The organism is Nocardia sp. NPDC050435, from assembly GCF_040655395.1.
Taxonomy (GTDB): domain Bacteria; phylum Actinomycetota; class Actinomycetes; order Mycobacteriales; family Mycobacteriaceae; genus Nocardia.
In genome coordinates this window covers 374214-391519 of record NZ_JBFAJW010000003.1, presented here as the reverse complement: position 1 = coordinate 391519, position 17306 = coordinate 374214, and the positions used below count along the sequence as shown (strand labels likewise).

The window sequence follows — 17306 nt, the reverse complement described above, 5'->3', positions numbered from 1 at the left end:
CACGGCGCGAACTAAGCCAGTTTCAGTTCGGCCAGCGCGCGCTGGTGGTCGGCCTGGTGCTTGAGCACTACGCCGAGCGTGGCGCGCACGGTGGCGTCGTCCATGTCCTGCATGCCGAGCGCGAGCAGCGTGCGGCCCCAGTCGATGGATTCGGCGACCGAGGGCAGCTTCTTCAACTGCATCCCGCGCAGCACGTGCACGATCCGGACCAGCTGAGCGGCTACCGCGGCGGACAGCTCCGGCACCCGGCTGGCCAGGATGCGGCGTTCCAGTTCCTCGTCCGGGAAATCCAGGTGCAGGTAGAGGCAACGCCGCTTGAGCGCCTCGGACAGCTCCCGGGTGGCGTTGGAGGTGAGCACCACGAACGGCTTGCGGCTCGCGGTGATCGTGCCCAGCTCCGGCACGGTGACCGCGAAGTCGCTGAGCACCTCCAGCAGCAGGCCCTCGATCTCGACGTCGGCCTTGTCGGTCTCGTCGATCAGCAGCACCGTCGGGTCGCTGCGGCGGATGGCTGTCAGCAGCGGCCGCGAGAGCAGGAACTCCTCGGTGAAGACGTCGGCTTTGGTTTCTTCCCAGTCGTTTTCGCTGGACGCCTGGATGCGCAGGATCTGCTTGGCGTGGTTCCACTCGTAGAGCGCCCGCGCCTCGTCGACGCCCTCGTAGCACTGCAGGCGGACCAGCTCGGCGCCCGCGGTCTGCGCGACCGCCCGCGCCAGTTCGGTCTTGCCCACACCGGCGGGGCCCTCGATCAGCAGCGGCTTGCCGAGCCGATCGGCGAGGAAGACCGACGTCGCCGTCGCCTTGTCCGCCAGGTAGCCCGTGCCGGCCAGCCGGTCGATCACGTCGTCGACCGAGGTGAAGATCGGCTCCTGCACCGTGCCTTCGGAACCCATGCGATGTCCTTCCCTGCAAACTCGCTTCCCACGCTACGGTGGGGCTGGATCCCGGCGTTCGCCGGGATGACGGAAGAACTAGACCGGGCGGACCTGCCCGTCACCCCAGACGATCCACTTGGTGGAGGTCAGCTCCGGCAGCGCCATCGGCCCGCGCGCGTGCAGCTTCTGGGTGGAGATGCCGATTTCGGCGCCGAACCCGAACTGCTCGCCGTCGGTGAAGGCCGTCGACGCGTTGACCATGACCGCCGCGGCGTCCACCCGGCTGGTGAACTCGCGCGCCGCCGCCAGATCGGCGGTGACGATGGCCTCGGTGTGCCCGGTGCCCCAGGTGTTGATGTGCTCGACGGCGGCGTCCAGATCGGGGACGACCTTGAGCGCGATATCGAGGGTGAGGTACTCCTCGCCCCAGTCCTTGTCGTCGGCGGGGACCAGGCCGGGCAGATCGCCGTGCACGGTGACGCCGTGCCGCTCCAGCGCCGCGAGCAGCCTGGGCACCGCGGTGGCGGCGACGGCCTCGTCGATCAGCACCGTCTCGGCGGCGTTGCAGACGCTGGGCCGGCGGGTCTTGGCGTTGATCAGGATCTGCTCGGCCATCTCGAGATCGGCGGCGGCGTGCACGTAGACGTGGCAGTTGCCGGTGCCGGTCTCGATGGTGGGCACCTGGGCGTCGCGGACGACGGCGTTGATCAGGCCGGCGCCACCGCGCGGGATGACCACGTCGACCAGGCCGCGGGCCTGGATCAGGTGGGTCACGCTGGAGCGATCGTGGCTGGGCAGCAACTGCACCGCGTCGGCCGGAATGCCCTGGGCGGTCAGCGCTTCGCGCAGCACCCGCACCAGGGCGGCGTTGGAGTGCGCGGCCGAGGAAGACCCGCGCAGCAGCGCCGCGTTGCCGGATTTCAGCGCCAGCCCGAACGCGTCGACGGTGACGTTCGGCCGCGCCTCGTAGACCATGCCGACCACGCCGAGCGGCACCCGCGTCTGCCGGATCTCCAGGCCGTTGGGCAGGGTGGACCCGCGCACCACCACGCCGACCGGATCGGGCAGGCCGGCCACCTGGCGCAGGCCGGAGGCGATGCCGTCGATGCGGGGCTTGGTCAGGCGCAGCCGGTCCAGCAGCGACTCCTCAGTGCCGGCGGCCTGCGCGACCGCGATGTCCTCGGCGTTCGCGGCGAGCACCGTGTCGGCGGCCGCGAGCAGCGCGTCGGCGGCGGCGTGCAAGGCCTCGTTCTTCTGCGCGGTGGTCAGCTGGGCCAGTGCCCGGGACGCGACGCGAGCCTTTCGCGCGGCCTCGTGCACCACCTCGCGGGTATCGATCTCGGTCGTCGTTCCTGCACTCATGGGGTACAGCCTACTGACCGCGCCCACCCGAAATCACGGCGGATATCCACGCTGGGGACTACCGTCGCGGCATGACGCAGCCGCCGAAGGTCGCCGTGCTCGGCAGTATCAATATGGACCTGGTCTGCACGACCGAGCGCAGGCCCGAGCCGGGCGAGACGGTCCTGGGCACCGGCTTCGCCATGGTGCCGGGTGGCAAGGGCGCGAATCAGGCCATCGCCGCGCGGCGTTCCGACGCGGAGGTCGAGTTCCTCGGGGCGGTCGGCCGGGATCCGTTCGCCGCGCAGCTGCGCCAGGTGCTGACCGATGCCGGGGTGGGCGGGGCACGGCTGCGGTCGCTGCCGGGGTCGAGCGGGGTGGCCACGATCGTGGTCGAGCGGAGCGGCGAGAACACCATCATCGTGACGCCCGGCGCGAACGCGCGGTTCACCGAGCTCGACGCGGACGATCTGCGCGTCGTCGCCGACGCCGACATCCTGCTGTGCCAGCTGGAGATTCCGGTCGAGACGGTGGCGGCCGCCGCGCGCCGGGCCCGGGCGCACGGCACGCTCGTGCTGCTGAATCCGTCGCCGGTGCGCGAGTTGCCCGCCGAGCTGTGGCGGGATATCGATGTGGCCGTGGTGAATTCGGGCGAGGCCGAGCGTCTGGGCGCGGCGCTGGCGGCGGTGCCGCATGTGATCACCACGCGCGGCGGTGCCGGGGCGGACTATCGCGGGCCGGACGGGGTGGCGCAATTCCCGGCGCCGCGGGTCCGGGTCGTGGACACGACCGGCGCGGGTGACGCGTTCACCGGCGCGCTCGCCGCCGCCTGGCATCGCGGCCCGGAGCGGGCCCTGCCGTGGGCGTGCGCCGCGGGGGCGCTCGCGGCCACCGAACTCGGGGCGAGCGCGTCGATTCCGGACGCGGCGGCGATCGCCCGGCTGCTCGGTGACGCCGCCCACGGAAGCGACCGATAGGTATCTGAACCGAAAACCCTTCAGTCCCACCCGTTTCGCAGTCGACCGTCCAGTTCGGCGATTGTCCGATTCGGCGAAGAATCGAGGGCCGCGAATTCGGCCGAATGTCCTCCGTTCCGAGAGACCGGTGGTTCAATCACACGCGATGCTCCATATTTGCCGCAGCCTGCTGCGTCTCCGATCGGGGTGGTGATCGACAGACGGACGGGCCTGGACAGTGAAGGGAGTTCGTCTGTGATCCCCACCATCGCCGATCGGGTGCAGAGCCGAGTCGATCGCTTCTCCTACGGCAGGGTGGTCGGTGAATGGGGTGGGCGGCATCTGCTGCACGGCCTGCCACCGAGCCCGGATGCCGTCTTGCTCAACAGCAACGACTATCTGGGCCTGGCCGGCGATCACCGCGTCGCCGAAGCGATGTGCACGGCACTGGCCGCGGGCGGCGCACGGTTCACCTCGGGGGCGTTCGTGGACGACGGCCATCCGCAGGCCATCGTGGAACGGGCGTTAGCTGATCATATGCGGGCCCCCGCCGGAATCCTCTGCCAATCCGGCTGGGACGCGAATGTCGGCCTGCTGCAAGCGATCGCGGACCCGCGCACGCCCGTCTACGTCGACAGCTTCGCGCACATGTCGATGTGGCACGGCGCGAAAGTCGCCGGGGCGCCGCTGCATCCGTTCCGGCACAACTTCCCCGGGCATCTGCGCGAGGAGATCCGCACCTACGGGCCCGGCATCATCGCCGTCGATTCCATCTACAGCAGCAACGGTTCCCGTGCGCCCCTGGCTCAGCTGTGCGATGTCGCCGAGCAGACCGGCAGCCTGCTCGTCGTCGACGAATCCCGGTCCCTGGGCACCGACGGGCCGCTGGGCGCGGGCGCGGTGGCCGCGCTGGGCCTCACCGAGCGGGTGCCGTTCCGGGTCGCCAGCCTGTCCGGGGCACTGGCCGGGCGGGCCGGGTTCGTGGCGGCCAACGGCGTCGATTTCGTCGACTATTTCCGGATGGAGTCGTTCCCGGCGGTCTTCTCCTCCACGCTGCTGCCGCACGACCTCGCGGGTATCAGCGCCGCGCTGACCGCCGTGCGCACCGACGACTGGCGGCGCGAGCGCCTCGTCCAGGTGTCCGAGCGGGTGCGGCAGGGACTGGGCGCGCTGGGCTTCGACCTGGAGGCGGCGGCCGCCCACATCGTGTCGCTGCAGGCCGGACCGGACCTGCGCGCCATGGCCATCCGCGACTTCCTGGAAGCGCGCGGCATCTTCGGCACGGTGCTGTGCCCGCCCGCGACCGCGCGCAACCGCACCCTGGTCCGCTTCTGCCTGCACGCCGCGCTCACCGATCTCGAGATCGATCGGATCCTGCTGGCCTGCAAGGAGGTGCGCGATGCCTTCGGCGCGATCCCGCCCCCGCCGCCGCCCGTGCGCGGCACCGCGCCCATTCCCAAGCAAACCCCCGTCCAGACAGGAGATTCGACTCGATGAAGCGCTCGATCCTCGCGGCCTGCCTCGCGGCCGGCCTGCTGCCGGTATCGTGCGCGTCCGAATCCGAGTACACCGCGACCGAGTATGTGGTCGGCATCGCCGTCGACCAGCCCGGATTGTCGGTCATGCGGGACGGGCGGCCACGCGGATTCGAGATCGAGATCGCCGGCTACATCGCCACCCACCTCGGCACCGCGCCCGAGGACATCACCTGGGTGGAGGCGCCCCCGGACGAACGCGAGGAGCTGCTGCGCGGCGGTGACGTCGACTTCGTGCTCGGCGCCTACGCGATCACCGCCGAGCGGCTGCGCGAGATCGCCTTCGCCGGACCGTATCTCGTCGCGGGCCAGGACCTGATGGTGCGCGCGGACGAGACCGCTGTCACCCGTCCCGAGGATCTCGGCGGCCGCACCGTGTGCACCGCCGCGGGCGGCACGGCCGCGGAGCGCATCGAACGCGACTTCGCCGCCGACGTGCGAGTGACGACGCGGCCGGACCACGCGGCCTGCGTCGCGGACCTGCGCGCCCACGCGGTGGACGCGGTGACCGCCGACGACGTCGTGCTCGCCGGGTACGCCGCCCAGGCGCCCGGCGACCTGCGCGTCGTCGGGCACCCGTTCACCCGCGAGCGCTACGGCGTCGGTGTCCGCAAGGGCGACACCGATTTACAGTCCGGGATCACCGCGGCCATCCAGGCCATGATCGACGACGGCGCCTGGGCACGCGCGGCGCGGGCGCACATCACCTCCGCCGGATACACCCCGCTGCCCGCGCCCCAGGTCTACGCCGCCACCGCGGACCCGGTGCGCCCCGCCGACCCGGCCACCCTGGACCCCGCGCTGGTGCGGACGGTGCGCGAGCTCACCGAAGCCGCCAACACCCAGCAGTGGGAAACCTTCGACTCGATGCTGTGCCCCGAGGCCGCCCAGGCGGTCAGCTCTTTCGTCCTGCAGCACACCCCGCAGTACGACAACCATCTCGGCCCGGAACTGCGCGACGCGGACTATCAGCACACCACCACCGGAATCGCCCAGCACACCCCTGATTCGGCCACCTTCCTGGCCCGCGAAACCTTCACCAACATCCCCGACAAATATCGCCGCTACTTCACCGACATCGACTACGCCGCCACCATGACCCGCCGCGACGGCCAATGGCGGATGTGCGGCCTCTCCGCCGATTTCGCCGAGTCCTGACCTGGCGAAAATTGGAGTGCGATGCTCGGAGACGATCCTTATCGTTGATGATCTATCAACACGAGAGGATCGACGAGATGTTTCCGGTCGAGCTGCGCGGGACCAAGGCGCAGACGCTGATGTGGGCCCCCGAGCACGAGGTCGAGCAGGCCGCGTTGCAGCAGTTGCGCAATATCGCGCAATTGGAATGGGTGCACGGAGTGCGGGTGATGCCGGATGTGCACCTCGGTAAAGGGGCGACGGTCGGGTCGGTGATCGCGATGCGGGACGCGGTCGCTCCGGCCGCGGTGGGTGTCGATATCGGGTGTGGCATGGAGAGCGTGAAGACGGATCTCACCGCCGCCGATCTGCCGGATGATCTGCGCTCGCTGCGCGCCCGGATCGAGGCCGCGGTGCCGGTCGGGTTCCAGGCGCACAAGGATCCGGTCGACGTTCGCAAGCTCGGTGCCCGTGTGGCGGCGTCGCACGGTGCGGCGGCCCGAACCGCGCAGGGCTGGCAGCAGTTCTGGGGCGCGTTCGGCAATCTGCATTCCGGTGTGCAGGCGCTGGAGTCCAAGGCGCACAAGCAGATGGGATCCCTCGGCGGCGGCAACCACTTCGTGGAGATCTGCTTGGACACCGACGATTCCGTCTGGATCCTGCTGCATTCCGGAAGCCGGAACATCGGCAAGGAACTCGCCGAGCGGCATATGGCCGTCGCCCGGAAGCTCACGCACAACGCGGATCTGCCGGATCGCGATTTGGCCGTATTCCTTTCCGGGACCCCGGAAATGGACGCGTACCGGCGGGACCTGAATTGGGCGCAGGAATTCGCCGCCCGGAATCGCGCGGTGATGCTGGCGCTGATCTGCCAGGCCGTCCGGGACGAATTCGCCGAGCGCACCGTGCGTTTCGAGGAGCCGATTTCCTGTCACCACAATTATGTGGCGGAGGAGTTGATCGACGGGGTGCCGATGCTGGTCACCCGCAAGGGCGCGATCCGGGCGGGCGCGGGCGATCTGGGGCTGATTCCGGGGTCGATGGGTACGCGTTCGTATGTGGTGCGGGGTAAGGGAAATCCGGCCTCGTTCCAGTCGGCGTCGCACGGCGCCGGGCGGCGGATGAGCCGGAACGCGGCCAAGCGGCAGTTCACCGTGGCGGATCTGATCGCCCAGACCGAGGGGGTGGAGTCGCGCAAGGACGCGGGCGTGGTCGACGAGATCCCGGCCGCCTACAAGGACATCGATCAGGTGATCGAGGCCCAGCGCGACCTGGTGGACGTGGTCGCGACCCTGCGCCAGGTGCTGTGCGTGAAGGGCTGAACGCGGTCCCGGCGGACGACCCGCCGGGACCGGGTTCCTACAGTGAGCGCGTGAGACCCTTGGCCGTGTTCGATCTGGACAACACGCTCGCCGATACCGAGCACCGTCAGCACTTCCTGGAACGCGCACCGCGCGACTGGGCCGCGTTCTTCGCGGCGGCCCCGCACGATCCGCCGCTCGACGCGGGCGTGGCCCTGCTGCGCGCGCACGCGCGGGATTGCGAGATCGCCTATCTGACCGGCCGTCCGGAACGCTGCCGCAAGGACACGCTGCGCTGGCTCGAAGCCCACGATCTGCCCGCGGACCGAATCTTCCTGCGACGCAACGACGATCGCCGTCCCGCCCGCCAGATGAAGCTGGAGGTGCTGCGCCGCCTCGCCCGCGACCGCGAGATCCGGGTCTTGGTCGACGACGACGAACTGGTGTGCGTGGACGCCGAGCGGGCCGGGTTCCGGGTGATCCGCGCCCGCTGGGCGGCCGAGTCGATGGCGCTGCGGCAGGCGCAGGAGACCGAGGGTCGAACCTGACTCAGCGCCGCCGGAAGGTCGCGGCCGCACCGGCGCCGACCAGCAGCACCCCGGCGAGGAAGATACAGCCGTTGATCACCCAGGCGTGCACGGCCAGCCGGGTCTCGTCCGACAGCAGCGGGATGTCCCCGATCATCCGGAACGTGTCCTCGGGGAACAGGAAATAGACCACGCCGGGGAAGACGCCCCAGACCAGACCCGCGAGCATCGGCCCCGCCGGCGAGTACGCGCCCAGCCCCGCCACCAAGAGCAGCAGCGCCGCGCCGACCAGGATCTGGGCGGTCGACCCGGCCCGATCCGCGGCATCGCCGAGAATCACCCACTGCCGCGCGGTGGCCGCCCCGTGCGCGGCGAACCCGATGCCGATCGGTGTGACGATCAGGCACACCAGCGCCCCGGTCAGAAACCGCGAAAACCCGCCGCCGGTACGGAATTCGGCGCCGGGCGGCGACCACCCCGCAGGCGACTGGTACTGGTACGACATAGTCCGCCTCCCGCACTCCACGACCCGGCACTCTCATTGTTCCTCGCCCGGCGCGCCCGCGCCCGGCTCGGAGGTACCCGAATGATCTCGCGCGGACGGAGATCGCGGGCCGGAACGCGCCTCGCCCGGTTCCCGAAGGCGGAGAGGCGTCGGCGCGCATCCCGCTGTCGCAGGTATCTCGTTCGCGCCGAGCCGGGGTCATCGTTATGCCGGGGCGTGGCGGCCGCCAGCCCGAGCGGGCAGACGGACCGGAGCCGCGTGTCGGTGGGATGGGGCACGATGGAGCGCATGACCACGGCCCCCGGCACCCCAGCGATCGACCTTTCGGCGCCCGACCTGCGGGATCGGGCCGAGCAGCTGCTACGGGAGCTGGCCGGGCCGCAGGCCCGGCTGCGCGAGGATCAGTGGACCGCGATCGAGGCGCTGGTGGTGCAGCGGCGGCGCGCGCTGGTGGTGCAGCGCACGGGCTGGGGCAAGTCGGCGGTGTACTTCATCGCGGCGAAGCTGCTGCGCGGAGCCGGGCGGGGGCCGACGGTGATCGTCTCGCCGCTGCTGGCGCTGATGCGCAACCAGGTGGCGGCCGCGGAGCGGGCCGGAGTCGTCGCCGCGACCATCAATTCCGGCAATATGACCGAGTGGGACGAGATCCACGAGCAGGTGGCCGCCGGGGCGATCGATGTGCTGCTGGTCAGTCCGGAACGGTTGAACAACCCCGATTTCCGGGATCAGGTGCTGCCGCGGCTGGCCGCCGACGCCGGGCTCGTGGTGATCGACGAGGCGCACTGCGTCTCGGACTGGGGCCACGATTTCCGGCCCGATTACCGCCGCATCCGCACGCTCATCGCGGATCTGGGCTCCGATGTCCCGGTGCTGGCCACCACCGCCACGGCCAACGACCGCGTGGTCACCGACGTGGCCACCCAGATCGGCACCGAGACGCTGGTGCTGCGCGGCACGCTGGACCGGGAATCGCTGCACCTGTCGGTGGTCCGGTTCGACGACGCCGTGGAGCGCACCGCCTGGCTGAGCCGCCACCTGGGTGAGCTGAAGGGCTCGGGCATCGTTTACACGCTCACCGTCGCCGCCGCCCACGATCTGGCCGACGTGCTGAACACGCACGGCCACACCGTCGCCGCCTACACCGGCCAGACCGATCCCGCCGAGCGCGAGGTGCTGGAGCAGGCGCTGCTGAACAACGAGGTGAAGGCGCTGATCGCGACCTCCGCGCTCGGCATGGGCTTCGACAAGCCCGATCTGGGTTTCGTGGTGCACGTGGGCGCGCCCTCCTCCCCCATCGCCTACTACCAGCAGGTCGGCCGCGCGGGCCGCGGCACCGACCGCGCCGAGGTCGTCCTGCTGCCGGGCCCGGAGGACACCCGGATCTGGAGCTACTTCGCCTCGGTCGCCTTCCCGCGCGAGCACATCGTCCGCGCGGTGCTGGACGCGCTGGATTTCGACCGGCCGATGTCGACGATTGCGCTGGAACCGCTGGTCGAGCTGAACCGCTCGCGGCTGGAGATGGTGCTGAAGGTGCTCGATGTGGACGGCGCGGTGCGCCGGGTGCGCGGCGGCTGGCTGGCCACCGGCCAGGAGTGGACCTACGACACGGAGCGCTACGAGCGCCTGGCCGCCGCGCGCGAGGTCGAGCAGCAGGCGATGATCGATTACCAGGCCACCACCGCCTGCCGGATGAACTTCCTGCGCCGCCAGCTCGACGATCCGGGCCTGGCCGCGCTGGAGGGTAATGCCGCGCAGTGCGGCCGCTGCGACAACTGCACCGGCACCCGCCTCGACACCACCGTCGACGCCGCCGATCTGGCCGCGACCCGAGCCCGCCTGGACCGCCCCGGCCTGGATCTGGCGCCCCGCAAGCAGTGGCCGACCGGTCTGGCGAAGCTCGGTATCCCGTTGTCCGGCAAGATCACCCAGGGCGCGGAGACGGGCCGGGCGCTGGGCCGCCTCACCGATCTGGGCTGGGGTCAGCGCCTGCGCGCCCTGCTCGACGCCCCCGACGACCCGATTCCGGACAATGTCTTCGATGCCTGTATCGCGGTGCTGCGCGGCTGGGAGTGGAGCGCCCGCCCGACCACCGTCATGGCCATGGAGAATCCCGACTACCCGGTGCTCACCGCGACGCTGGCCGCGCGGCTGGCCGAGGTGGGCCGGCTGCGCGATCTGGGCACCCTGCCGATCCGGCCGGGCCATCCCCCGGTGTCGGCGGCCAATTCGGCGCACCGCGTCGCGGGTCTGTACGACTCGTGGGAGATCCCGGACCTGTCCACCGTCGACGGCCCCATCCTGCTGGTCGACGCGCGCACCGACACCGGCTGGACGCTGACCTGCGCCGCGCACGCGCTGCGCTCGGCGGGCGCTCCGGCCGTCCTGCCGTTCGCCTTGGCGACTGTCACCTAGCCGGGCCACCCCCGCTCGATAACAATCCCGCGCTGTCCAGTCACCAATCGGGAACAATGCGCGGATCGCGGGTCGCGAACGGGAATTGACAGGGCATGGACCCGAAGAAACTCGACGAATGGATGGCTGCTCGCCTGGACCGGGAGCAGTCCGCGAACTCCGCCGCCAACAGCCGGTGCCCGAACCCGGGGTGCCCGCGCGCGTGGCACGGCCTGCCGTTCGGCTCCTGCGACGGCTCGTGGGCACACGAATACGGTGCGCGCGACGCGGCCTGAACGGCGTGTGGTCCCCTGACGACCAGCGCGGCACGCACGCGCCCGCTATCGTCGGACAGGTGGCCAGTAAGTCTGGGAGTCCCGCCATCGAACTCGATGTCGGGGATCGGACGGTCCGGATCTCGAATCCGGATCGCGTGTACTTCCCCGAGACCGGTGCGACGAAGCTCGACCTGGTGCAGTACTACCTGAGCGTCGGCGACGGCATCGTCAACGCGCTGCGCGATCGGCCCTGCATGCTGCACCGGTTCCCGAAAGGGCTGGCGGGGGCGAAGGTCCACCAGAAGCGGCTGCCGGCGGGCGCCCCGCCGTGGGTGCCGACGGTGCGCGTGTTCTTCCCGCGCTACAGCCGCACCGCCGACGAGCTGTGCGTCAGCGAACTCGCGGATGTGATCTGGGCGGTGCAGATGTCGACGGTGGAGTTCCATCCGTGGAACTCCCGCCGCGCCGACACCGAGCGCCCCGACGAGTGGCGGATCGATCTGGATCCGATGCCGGATTGCCCGTGGTCGCGGGTGCAGCGGGTGGCGGGCGTGGTGCACGAGGTGCTCGACGATCTGGGCGCGGTCGGCTGGCCGAAGACTTCGGGCGGTCACGGACTGCACGTGTACGTCCGGATCGACCCGGAGTGGGGTTTCGCCGAGGTGCGCCGGGCCGCGCTGGCTTTCGCGCACGAGGTGGAACGCCGCGCCCCCGAGGATGTGACGACCACCTGGTGGCGCAAGGACCGCGATCCGAAGCTGCTGTTCGTCGACTACAACCAGAACGCGCGCGACCACACCATCGCCGCCGCCTACTCGGTGCGCGGCGTGCCGGACGCGACGGTCTCCACGCCGGTGCGCTGGGACGAGATCCCCGACATCGATCCGCGCGACTTCACGATGAAGACGGTGCCCGCCCGCTACGCCGAGCTCGGCGATCTGCACGCCGGCATCGATGACGCGGTGTTCCGGATCGAGGGTCTGCTGGAGTGGGCCGACCGCGATCGCATCGCCGCGGACCTGCCCGAAGACCAGCCCTGACCGCGCGATTACTGTAGTTCCGGGCCGCATTCGGCCGGCGCTTTCACCAGGGAGGTCCGCAGGATGAGTGAATCAGTCGTTCCGATCGCCGTAGGCCCGGCCAAACCGGAACCCACCCTGTTGATCAAGGCCGTCGGGGAGGGCGGTGCGACGGTGTCCGAGCTCGCTGACGCGCGAGCGCTGATCTGGGCGGGTGGGCCCGGCGAGTTCCCGGACGAACTGCCCGCGAGCGTCGAGTGGGTGCAGCTGCCCGCCGCCGGGGTCGAGGATTGGTTCACCGCGGGCATCCTGGCCCGCCATCCTCAGGTCCGATTCACCTCGGCGGCGGGCGCTTTCGCGCACAGTGTGGCCGAGCACGCGCTCATGCTGCTGCTGGCGGGTGTGCGCTATCTGCCCGAGCATCTGCGCGCGGCGAGCTGGCGGCAGCAGGATTTCTTCCCGCACGTCGGCACCCTGCGCGGCAAGACCGTCACCATCGTCGGCGCGGGCGGTATCGGGCGGGCGCTGATTCCGCTGTTGACGCCGCTGGGGGCCCAGGTCATCGCGGTCAACCGGTCGGGCCGCCCGGTCACCGGGCCGGGTATCCCGGATTCGGTGGAGACGGTGGCCGCCGACCAGCTCGGCAAGGTCTGGTCGCGCACCGATCACGTGGTGATCGCGGCCCCGGCCACCGCCGCCACCCGGCATCTGATCGGTGCGGAGGAACTGGCCCGGCTCAAGCCCTCGTCCTGGGTGATCAATATCGCGCGCGGCAGCCTGATCGACACCGACGCGCTGGTGGCGGCGCTGGCCTCGGGCGTGATCGCCGGCGCGGGCCTGGACGTGACCGAACCGGAGCCGCTGCCGGACGGGCATCCGCTCTGGGCGCTGCCGAACGCGATCATCACGCCGCACGATTCGAACCCGCCGCAGTTGCGGCTGGCGGCTTTCGCCGATCATGTGGCCGCGAACGTCGAGCGGTTCGTGGCGGGCCGGGAGTTGCTGGCCCCGATCGAGCCGGAACGCGGGTACTGACTCCGAAACCAGCGGGCCGGTAACAAGGCCCGCTTTTTCGGTCACGAATGTGCCATTGACAACTGGCACATTAATCGGTGATGCTGAACGCATGACAAGGTCAACGAGGACCTCGGTCCCCGCCATTCCGGCGGCGCCCTCCCTGCGCGCCACCGTCACGGCCACCGCCGCTGCGCTGGCGCTGCGCCCGGTGCACAACGCCATTCCCATGAATCCCCCTGGTATCTGGTTCGGCCGGACGCTCATCGCCACGCTCATGGCGATCGGCGGCCCGGTGCCGGCGGGCAGCACGGTCACCCAGGTCCGGGCCGGCGCGGTCCGCGGCGAGTGGGTGCGGGCGCCCGGCGTGGAGTTCGGTGCGCAGGCGGTTTATTACATACATGGCAGTGGGTATGTGCTGTGCTCGGCGCGCACGCATCGCGGGCTGGCCGCCCGGCTGTCGCAGCAGACCGGGCTGCCGGTGTTCGTCGTCGACTACCGGCTCGCCCCCGAGCATCCCTTCCCGGCCGCCGCCGACGACATCGAAGCGGGCTACGCCTGGCTGCTCGGCCGTTACGCTGCCGCCGACCTGGTCATCGGCTGCGACTCCGCCGGCGGTCACCTCGCCCTGGACCTGCTGCTGGAAAACGATCGCCGCTCCCGCCCCCAGCCGGCCGCCGTCGCGATGTTCTCGCCGCTGCTCGACCTCACCTTCGGCTTGGCCGCCGCGCAGGAACGCCGCCGGCCGGATCCGCTGATCACCGCGCACGCCGCGAGCAAACTGCCGGCGCAGTACACCCGCGGCCTGCCCGCCGACGCGCCCCGGCTGCGCCTGAACATCCCGAAAGGCACTGTGCTGCCGCCGATCCTGGTGCAGGCGGGCGGCACCGAAATGCTCGCCGCCGACGCCCGCGCGCTGCACGCGATGGTGCGCGCGGCGGGCGGCGACTGCGCGCTCGAGATCTGGCCCGGCCAGGTGCACGTCTTCCAGGCGCTGCCGATGCTGGTCCCCGAAGCCGACCGGGCGCTGGCCCGTGCCGCCGATTTCCTGTGCGCGGCAATGGTGACCGCCACCGTCGAGAAAGTGAGCTGAGATGTTCGGTCTGGAAAAGCTGATCCCCCTGGCGGTGCGCCCCCGCCGCTCCTACGGAGCGCGCGCGGTCGTCACCGGGGCGGGCAGCGGTATCGGCCGCGCCTTCGCCCTGGAGATCGCCGCCCGCGGCGGGCAGGTCATCTGCTCCGACATCGACGAGGCGCGCGCGGACGAGACCGTCGCCCTGATCGAGCGCGAGCACCCCGGCGCGGCGCACGCCTTCCGCTGCGACGTCGCCCAGCGCGAGGACGTACAGAACCTGGCCCGCTTCGCCGCCTCGATCTTCGAGGGCCCGGCTTCGCTGGTGATCAACAACGCCGGGGTCGGCATCGGCGGAAAGCACGTGGGCGACATCGGTTTCGAGGATTGGAACTGGGCGCTCGGCATCAACCTGTGGGGCGTGGTGCACGGCTGCGAGGTGTTCACTCCGCAGCTGCGCGCCTCGCGCGAACGCCCGCGCGGCATCATCAACGTCGCCTCCGCCGCCGGCTTCGCCGCCGCGCCCTCGATGGCGGCCTACAACACCGCCAAGGCCGCGGTGATGTCGCTGTCGGAGACCATGGCCGCCGAGCTCAGCGGTTCCGGGGTGGGCGTGACGGTGCTGTGCCCAACCTTCGTGCAGACCAATGTCGCGCGCGACGGCCGGATCACCGGCGAGGCCACCCGTCTGGCCGAAACCCTCATGCGCCTTACGGGTTTCACGCCCGAGCAGGTCGCCAAGACCACCCTGGACGCGCACGATCGCGGTCAGCTCTACGTCCTGCCGCAGATCGACGCGCACGTCGTCTGGCGGCTCAAGCGCTACTTCCCCGCGCAGTACACCTTCGCCCTCGGCCTGCTGGAACGTCTGCTGCCGCAGGACACTTCGCCTTCCCCCGACCGGATCACGGTCACCGACAAGACAGGAGTCTGACATGGCCATCGCTATGGACTTCGACGACATGCTCCGCAAGATCAAGGACCGGCAGTGGGCGCTGGCCGATATCGACTGGGACGCACCCGGCGTGGAGACCATCTCGCCGGAGCTGCACGCCAAGCTCAAGCCGTTCATGGCCGACCTGATGTGGATCGAGAACGTGGGCGCCCGCGGTTTCGCCGCCATGGCCAAGAAGGCGCCGACCGAGACGCTGCGCGAGATCTACCGGTACTTCCACGCCGAGGAGCAGCGCCACGCCAACGCCGAACTGGCGCTGATGAAGCGGTGGGGCATGCTCGACGGTGACGAGATCCCGCAGCCGAACATCAACGTCAAGCTGGTGATCGACTTCCTGGATCAGTACTCCGACGACATGTCGCTGTCGTTCCTGGGCACCGTGATCCCGATGCTCGAGGTGGCGCTGGACGGCGCGCTGGTCAAGTTCATCATGGACGAGATCGAGGACCCGGTCTGCCAGGAGGTCTTCCGAAAGATCAACGCCGACGAATCCCGGCACCTGGCTGTCGATTTCGCGGTGATGGACGTGCTCGGCCACGCCGAGATGCGCAAGCTGCTGATCGAACTGGTCGGCGGCTGGGTGAAGCCGACCTTCCTGATCGGCGTGCTCAGCTACGTCCCGCTGCTGAACAAGATGCGCGACAACATCGTGGCGATGGGCGTCGACGAGGAGAAGCTGTACGCGGCGCTCAAGCGCTACGGAAACGTCGGCGAGCGCAGCGAATTCGCGCGCCGGCTGCCGATGTACCAGATCGTCAAGATGCACGGCGGCTGGGTGATCAACCGGGGCCACCCCTATCACCTGCTGGCCGACGCGCTGGTGAAGGTCACCGCCCGGGTACCCAAGCTGCTGTTGCGAAAGGACCCGACGTGGTCGAAGGAACTCACCTACGAGCCGGCCGCATGAAGACCATCGACGTCGCGATCATCGGCGCCGGGTTCGCGGGCATCGGCGCCGCGATCCGGCTGCGGCAGAAGGGCATTCACGACTTCTGGCTGTTCGAGCGCAGCACCCGGATCGGCGGGACCTGGCGTGACAACACCTATCCCGGCGCGGCCTGCGACATCCCGTCGCGGCTGTACTCCTACAGCTTCGCCAAGAACCCGGATTGGTCGCACACCTACTCGGGCAGCCGCGAAATTCTCGGCTACATCGACTCGATGGCCACCGAATACGGCCTGCACGAGCGCATCCGGTTCGGCCACACGGTGTCCGGGCTGGAGTTCGACGAGGCGGAGGGGCACTGGACCATCGCCATCGAAGGCCGCGAGCCGGTCCGCGCCCGCTCGGTGGTGCTGGCCTCGGGGCCGCTGGCCAACGCCAGCTTCCCCGCCATCCGCGGCATCGAGGACTACGCGGGGCACAAGATCCACAGCGCCCGCTGGGATCACGACTACGACTTCACCGGCAAGCGGGTCGCGGTGGTCGGCACCGGAGCCAGTGCGGTGCAGATCATTCCGCAGCTGGTCGAGACCGCGGCCTCGGTGAAGGTCTTCCAGCGCACGCCGGGATGGGTGCTGCCGCGCGTCAACCGGCGCACCAGCCCGCTGCTCAAGCAGCTCTACCGGCAGGTGCCCGCGACCGAGTCGCTGGCCCGGCAGGCCTGGTTCTACGGGCACGAGTCGGTGGCGCTGGGCGTCGTCTGGAACACGCCGCTGACCCGGGTGGTGGAGCTGGTCGGCAAGGCGCAGCTGCGCCGCCAGGTCAAGGATCCGTGGCTGCGCCGCCAGCTCACCCCGGATTTCCGGGCGGGCTGCAAGCGGCTGCTGATGACCGACGACTACTACCCGGCGCTGCAACGTGAGAACTGCAAGCTGATCACCTGGCCCATCGCCCGGATCGCCGAGAACGGCATCCGCACCGCCGAAGGTATCGAGCACCAGGCGGATTGCATCGTCTTCGCCACCGGGTTCGACGTGTCCAAGGCGGGCACACCGATCCCGATCGTGGGGCGCGGCGGCCGGGTGCTGGCCGAGGAATGGTCGCGCGGGGCCTACGCCTACAAGAGCGTCGCGGTGTCGGGGTATCCGAATCTGTTCTTCACCTTCGGACCGAACTCCGGGCCCGGGCACAACTCGGCGCTGGTGTACATGGAGGCGCAGCTGGACTACCTGTCCGGCGCCATCAAGACGATCCTGGATCAGGATCTGCGCCTGCTCGACGTGCGCCAGGACAAGCAGGACCGCTACAACGCGGCCATCCAGCGCCGGCTCACCGCCACCACCTGGAATTCGGGCTGCCACAGCTGGTACCTCACCGAGGACGGGTTCAACGCGACGATGTACCCGGGTTTCGCCACCCAGTACGTCAACCAGTTGCGCACCCTGAAACTGGCGGACTACGAGGTCGTCCCCGCCCTCGCCCGGCGCTCCCGGATCGCCGCGGTGTCGTGACGGCCG

16 protein-coding genes are annotated in these 17306 nt (G+C 70.2%); 13 read left to right on the top strand and 3 right to left on the bottom strand.

The annotated features are described in order from the left end of the window. Positions 1-11: 11 nt before the first annotated feature. Both AB0I43_RS10260 and AB0I43_RS10255 read right to left on the bottom strand, forming a co-directional pair. On the bottom strand, positions 12-893 hold the full coding sequence (locus AB0I43_RS10260) for a MoxR family ATPase (RefSeq protein ID WP_356970999.1): 882 nt from the start codon (positions 891-893) through the stop codon (positions 12-14). Positions 894-971: 78 nt separating this feature from the next. Further along, positions 972-2237 carry a glutamate-5-semialdehyde dehydrogenase gene (locus tag AB0I43_RS10255; protein ID WP_357431741.1) on the bottom strand — a complete coding sequence of 422 codons (1266 nt, stop codon included), beginning with the start codon at positions 2235-2237 and terminating at the stop codon, positions 972-974. A 71-nt stretch (positions 2238-2308) separates the two neighbouring features. Here AB0I43_RS10255 and AB0I43_RS10250 point away from each other — a divergent pair, with 71 nt between their 5' ends. The 5 genes from AB0I43_RS10250 to AB0I43_RS10230 all read left to right on the top strand — a co-directional run bounded on the left by AB0I43_RS10250 (position 2309) and on the right by AB0I43_RS10230 (position 7693). Then, the gene (locus AB0I43_RS10250; protein WP_357431739.1) at positions 2309-3193 is read left to right on the top strand and encodes a ribokinase; all 885 of its coding nucleotides are present in this window, start codon (positions 2309-2311) and stop codon (positions 3191-3193) included. A 234-nt stretch (positions 3194-3427) separates the two neighbouring features. Continuing rightward, complete coding sequence (gene cqsA, locus AB0I43_RS10245) at positions 3428-4669, top strand: alpha-hydroxyketone-type quorum-sensing autoinducer synthase (RefSeq protein ID WP_357431737.1); 1242 nt, start codon at positions 3428-3430, stop codon at positions 4667-4669. Beyond that, positions 4666-5865 carry a glutamate ABC transporter substrate-binding protein gene (locus tag AB0I43_RS10240; protein ID WP_357431735.1) on the top strand — a complete coding sequence of 400 codons (1200 nt, stop codon included), beginning with the start codon at positions 4666-4668 and terminating at the stop codon, positions 5863-5865. Before cqsA ends, AB0I43_RS10240 begins: the two co-directional genes overlap by 4 nt. A 77-nt stretch (positions 5866-5942) precedes the next feature. Next, entirely contained in the window at positions 5943-7166 is a 1224-nt protein-coding gene (locus tag AB0I43_RS10235) for an RtcB family protein (RefSeq protein ID WP_357431733.1), read from the top strand. A gap of 50 nt (positions 7167-7216) precedes the next feature. Next, a complete protein-coding gene (locus AB0I43_RS10230) occupies positions 7217-7693 on the top strand; it encodes a hypothetical protein (protein ID WP_356971008.1) in 477 nt (158 codons plus the stop codon). Position 7694: 1 nt separating this feature from the next. On the opposite strand, the gene AB0I43_RS10225 is transcribed toward AB0I43_RS10230, so the two are convergent. Further along, positions 7695-8177 (bottom strand): hypothetical protein, encoded by a 483-nt coding sequence (locus AB0I43_RS10225; protein WP_356971010.1) that lies wholly within the window; start codon positions 8175-8177, stop codon positions 7695-7697. A gap of 288 nt (positions 8178-8465) precedes the next feature. Here AB0I43_RS10225 and AB0I43_RS10220 point away from each other — a divergent pair, with 288 nt between their 5' ends. From AB0I43_RS10220 to AB0I43_RS10185, 8 genes are all read left to right on the top strand, one after another. Beyond that, positions 8466-10589 carry an ATP-dependent DNA helicase RecQ gene (locus AB0I43_RS10220; RefSeq protein WP_357431731.1) on the top strand — a complete coding sequence of 708 codons (2124 nt, stop codon included), beginning with the start codon at positions 8466-8468 and terminating at the stop codon, positions 10587-10589. Positions 10590-10684: 95 nt separating this feature from the next. Beyond that, complete coding sequence (locus AB0I43_RS10215) at positions 10685-10864, top strand: hypothetical protein (RefSeq protein ID WP_356971014.1); 180 nt, start codon at positions 10685-10687, stop codon at positions 10862-10864. Positions 10865-10923: 59 nt separating this feature from the next. Further along, entirely contained in the window at positions 10924-11886 is a 963-nt protein-coding gene (ligD, locus tag AB0I43_RS10210; RefSeq protein ID WP_356971015.1) for a non-homologous end-joining DNA ligase, read from the top strand. Between the two features lie 63 nt (positions 11887-11949). Then, positions 11950-12900 (top strand): D-isomer specific 2-hydroxyacid dehydrogenase family protein, encoded by a 951-nt coding sequence (locus tag AB0I43_RS10205; RefSeq protein WP_357431729.1) that lies wholly within the window; start codon positions 11950-11952, stop codon positions 12898-12900. Between the two features lie 91 nt (positions 12901-12991). Next, positions 12992-13972 (top strand): alpha/beta hydrolase, encoded by a 981-nt coding sequence (locus AB0I43_RS10200; protein WP_356971018.1) that lies wholly within the window; start codon positions 12992-12994, stop codon positions 13970-13972. 1 nt (position 13973) lies between these two features. After that, complete coding sequence (locus AB0I43_RS10195) at positions 13974-14885, top strand: SDR family NAD(P)-dependent oxidoreductase (RefSeq protein WP_357431727.1); 912 nt, start codon at positions 13974-13976, stop codon at positions 14883-14885. A gap of 7 nt (positions 14886-14892) precedes the next feature. Beyond that, a complete protein-coding gene (locus AB0I43_RS10190) occupies positions 14893-15813 on the top strand; it encodes a ferritin-like domain-containing protein (RefSeq protein WP_356971431.1) in 921 nt (306 codons plus the stop codon). Further along, positions 15810-17300: an NAD(P)/FAD-dependent oxidoreductase gene (locus AB0I43_RS10185; RefSeq protein ID WP_356971021.1), complete on the top strand. Its 1491-nt coding sequence runs from the start codon at positions 15810-15812 to the stop codon at positions 17298-17300. Before AB0I43_RS10190 ends, AB0I43_RS10185 begins: the two co-directional genes overlap by 4 nt. Positions 17301-17306 lie beyond the last annotated feature (6 nt).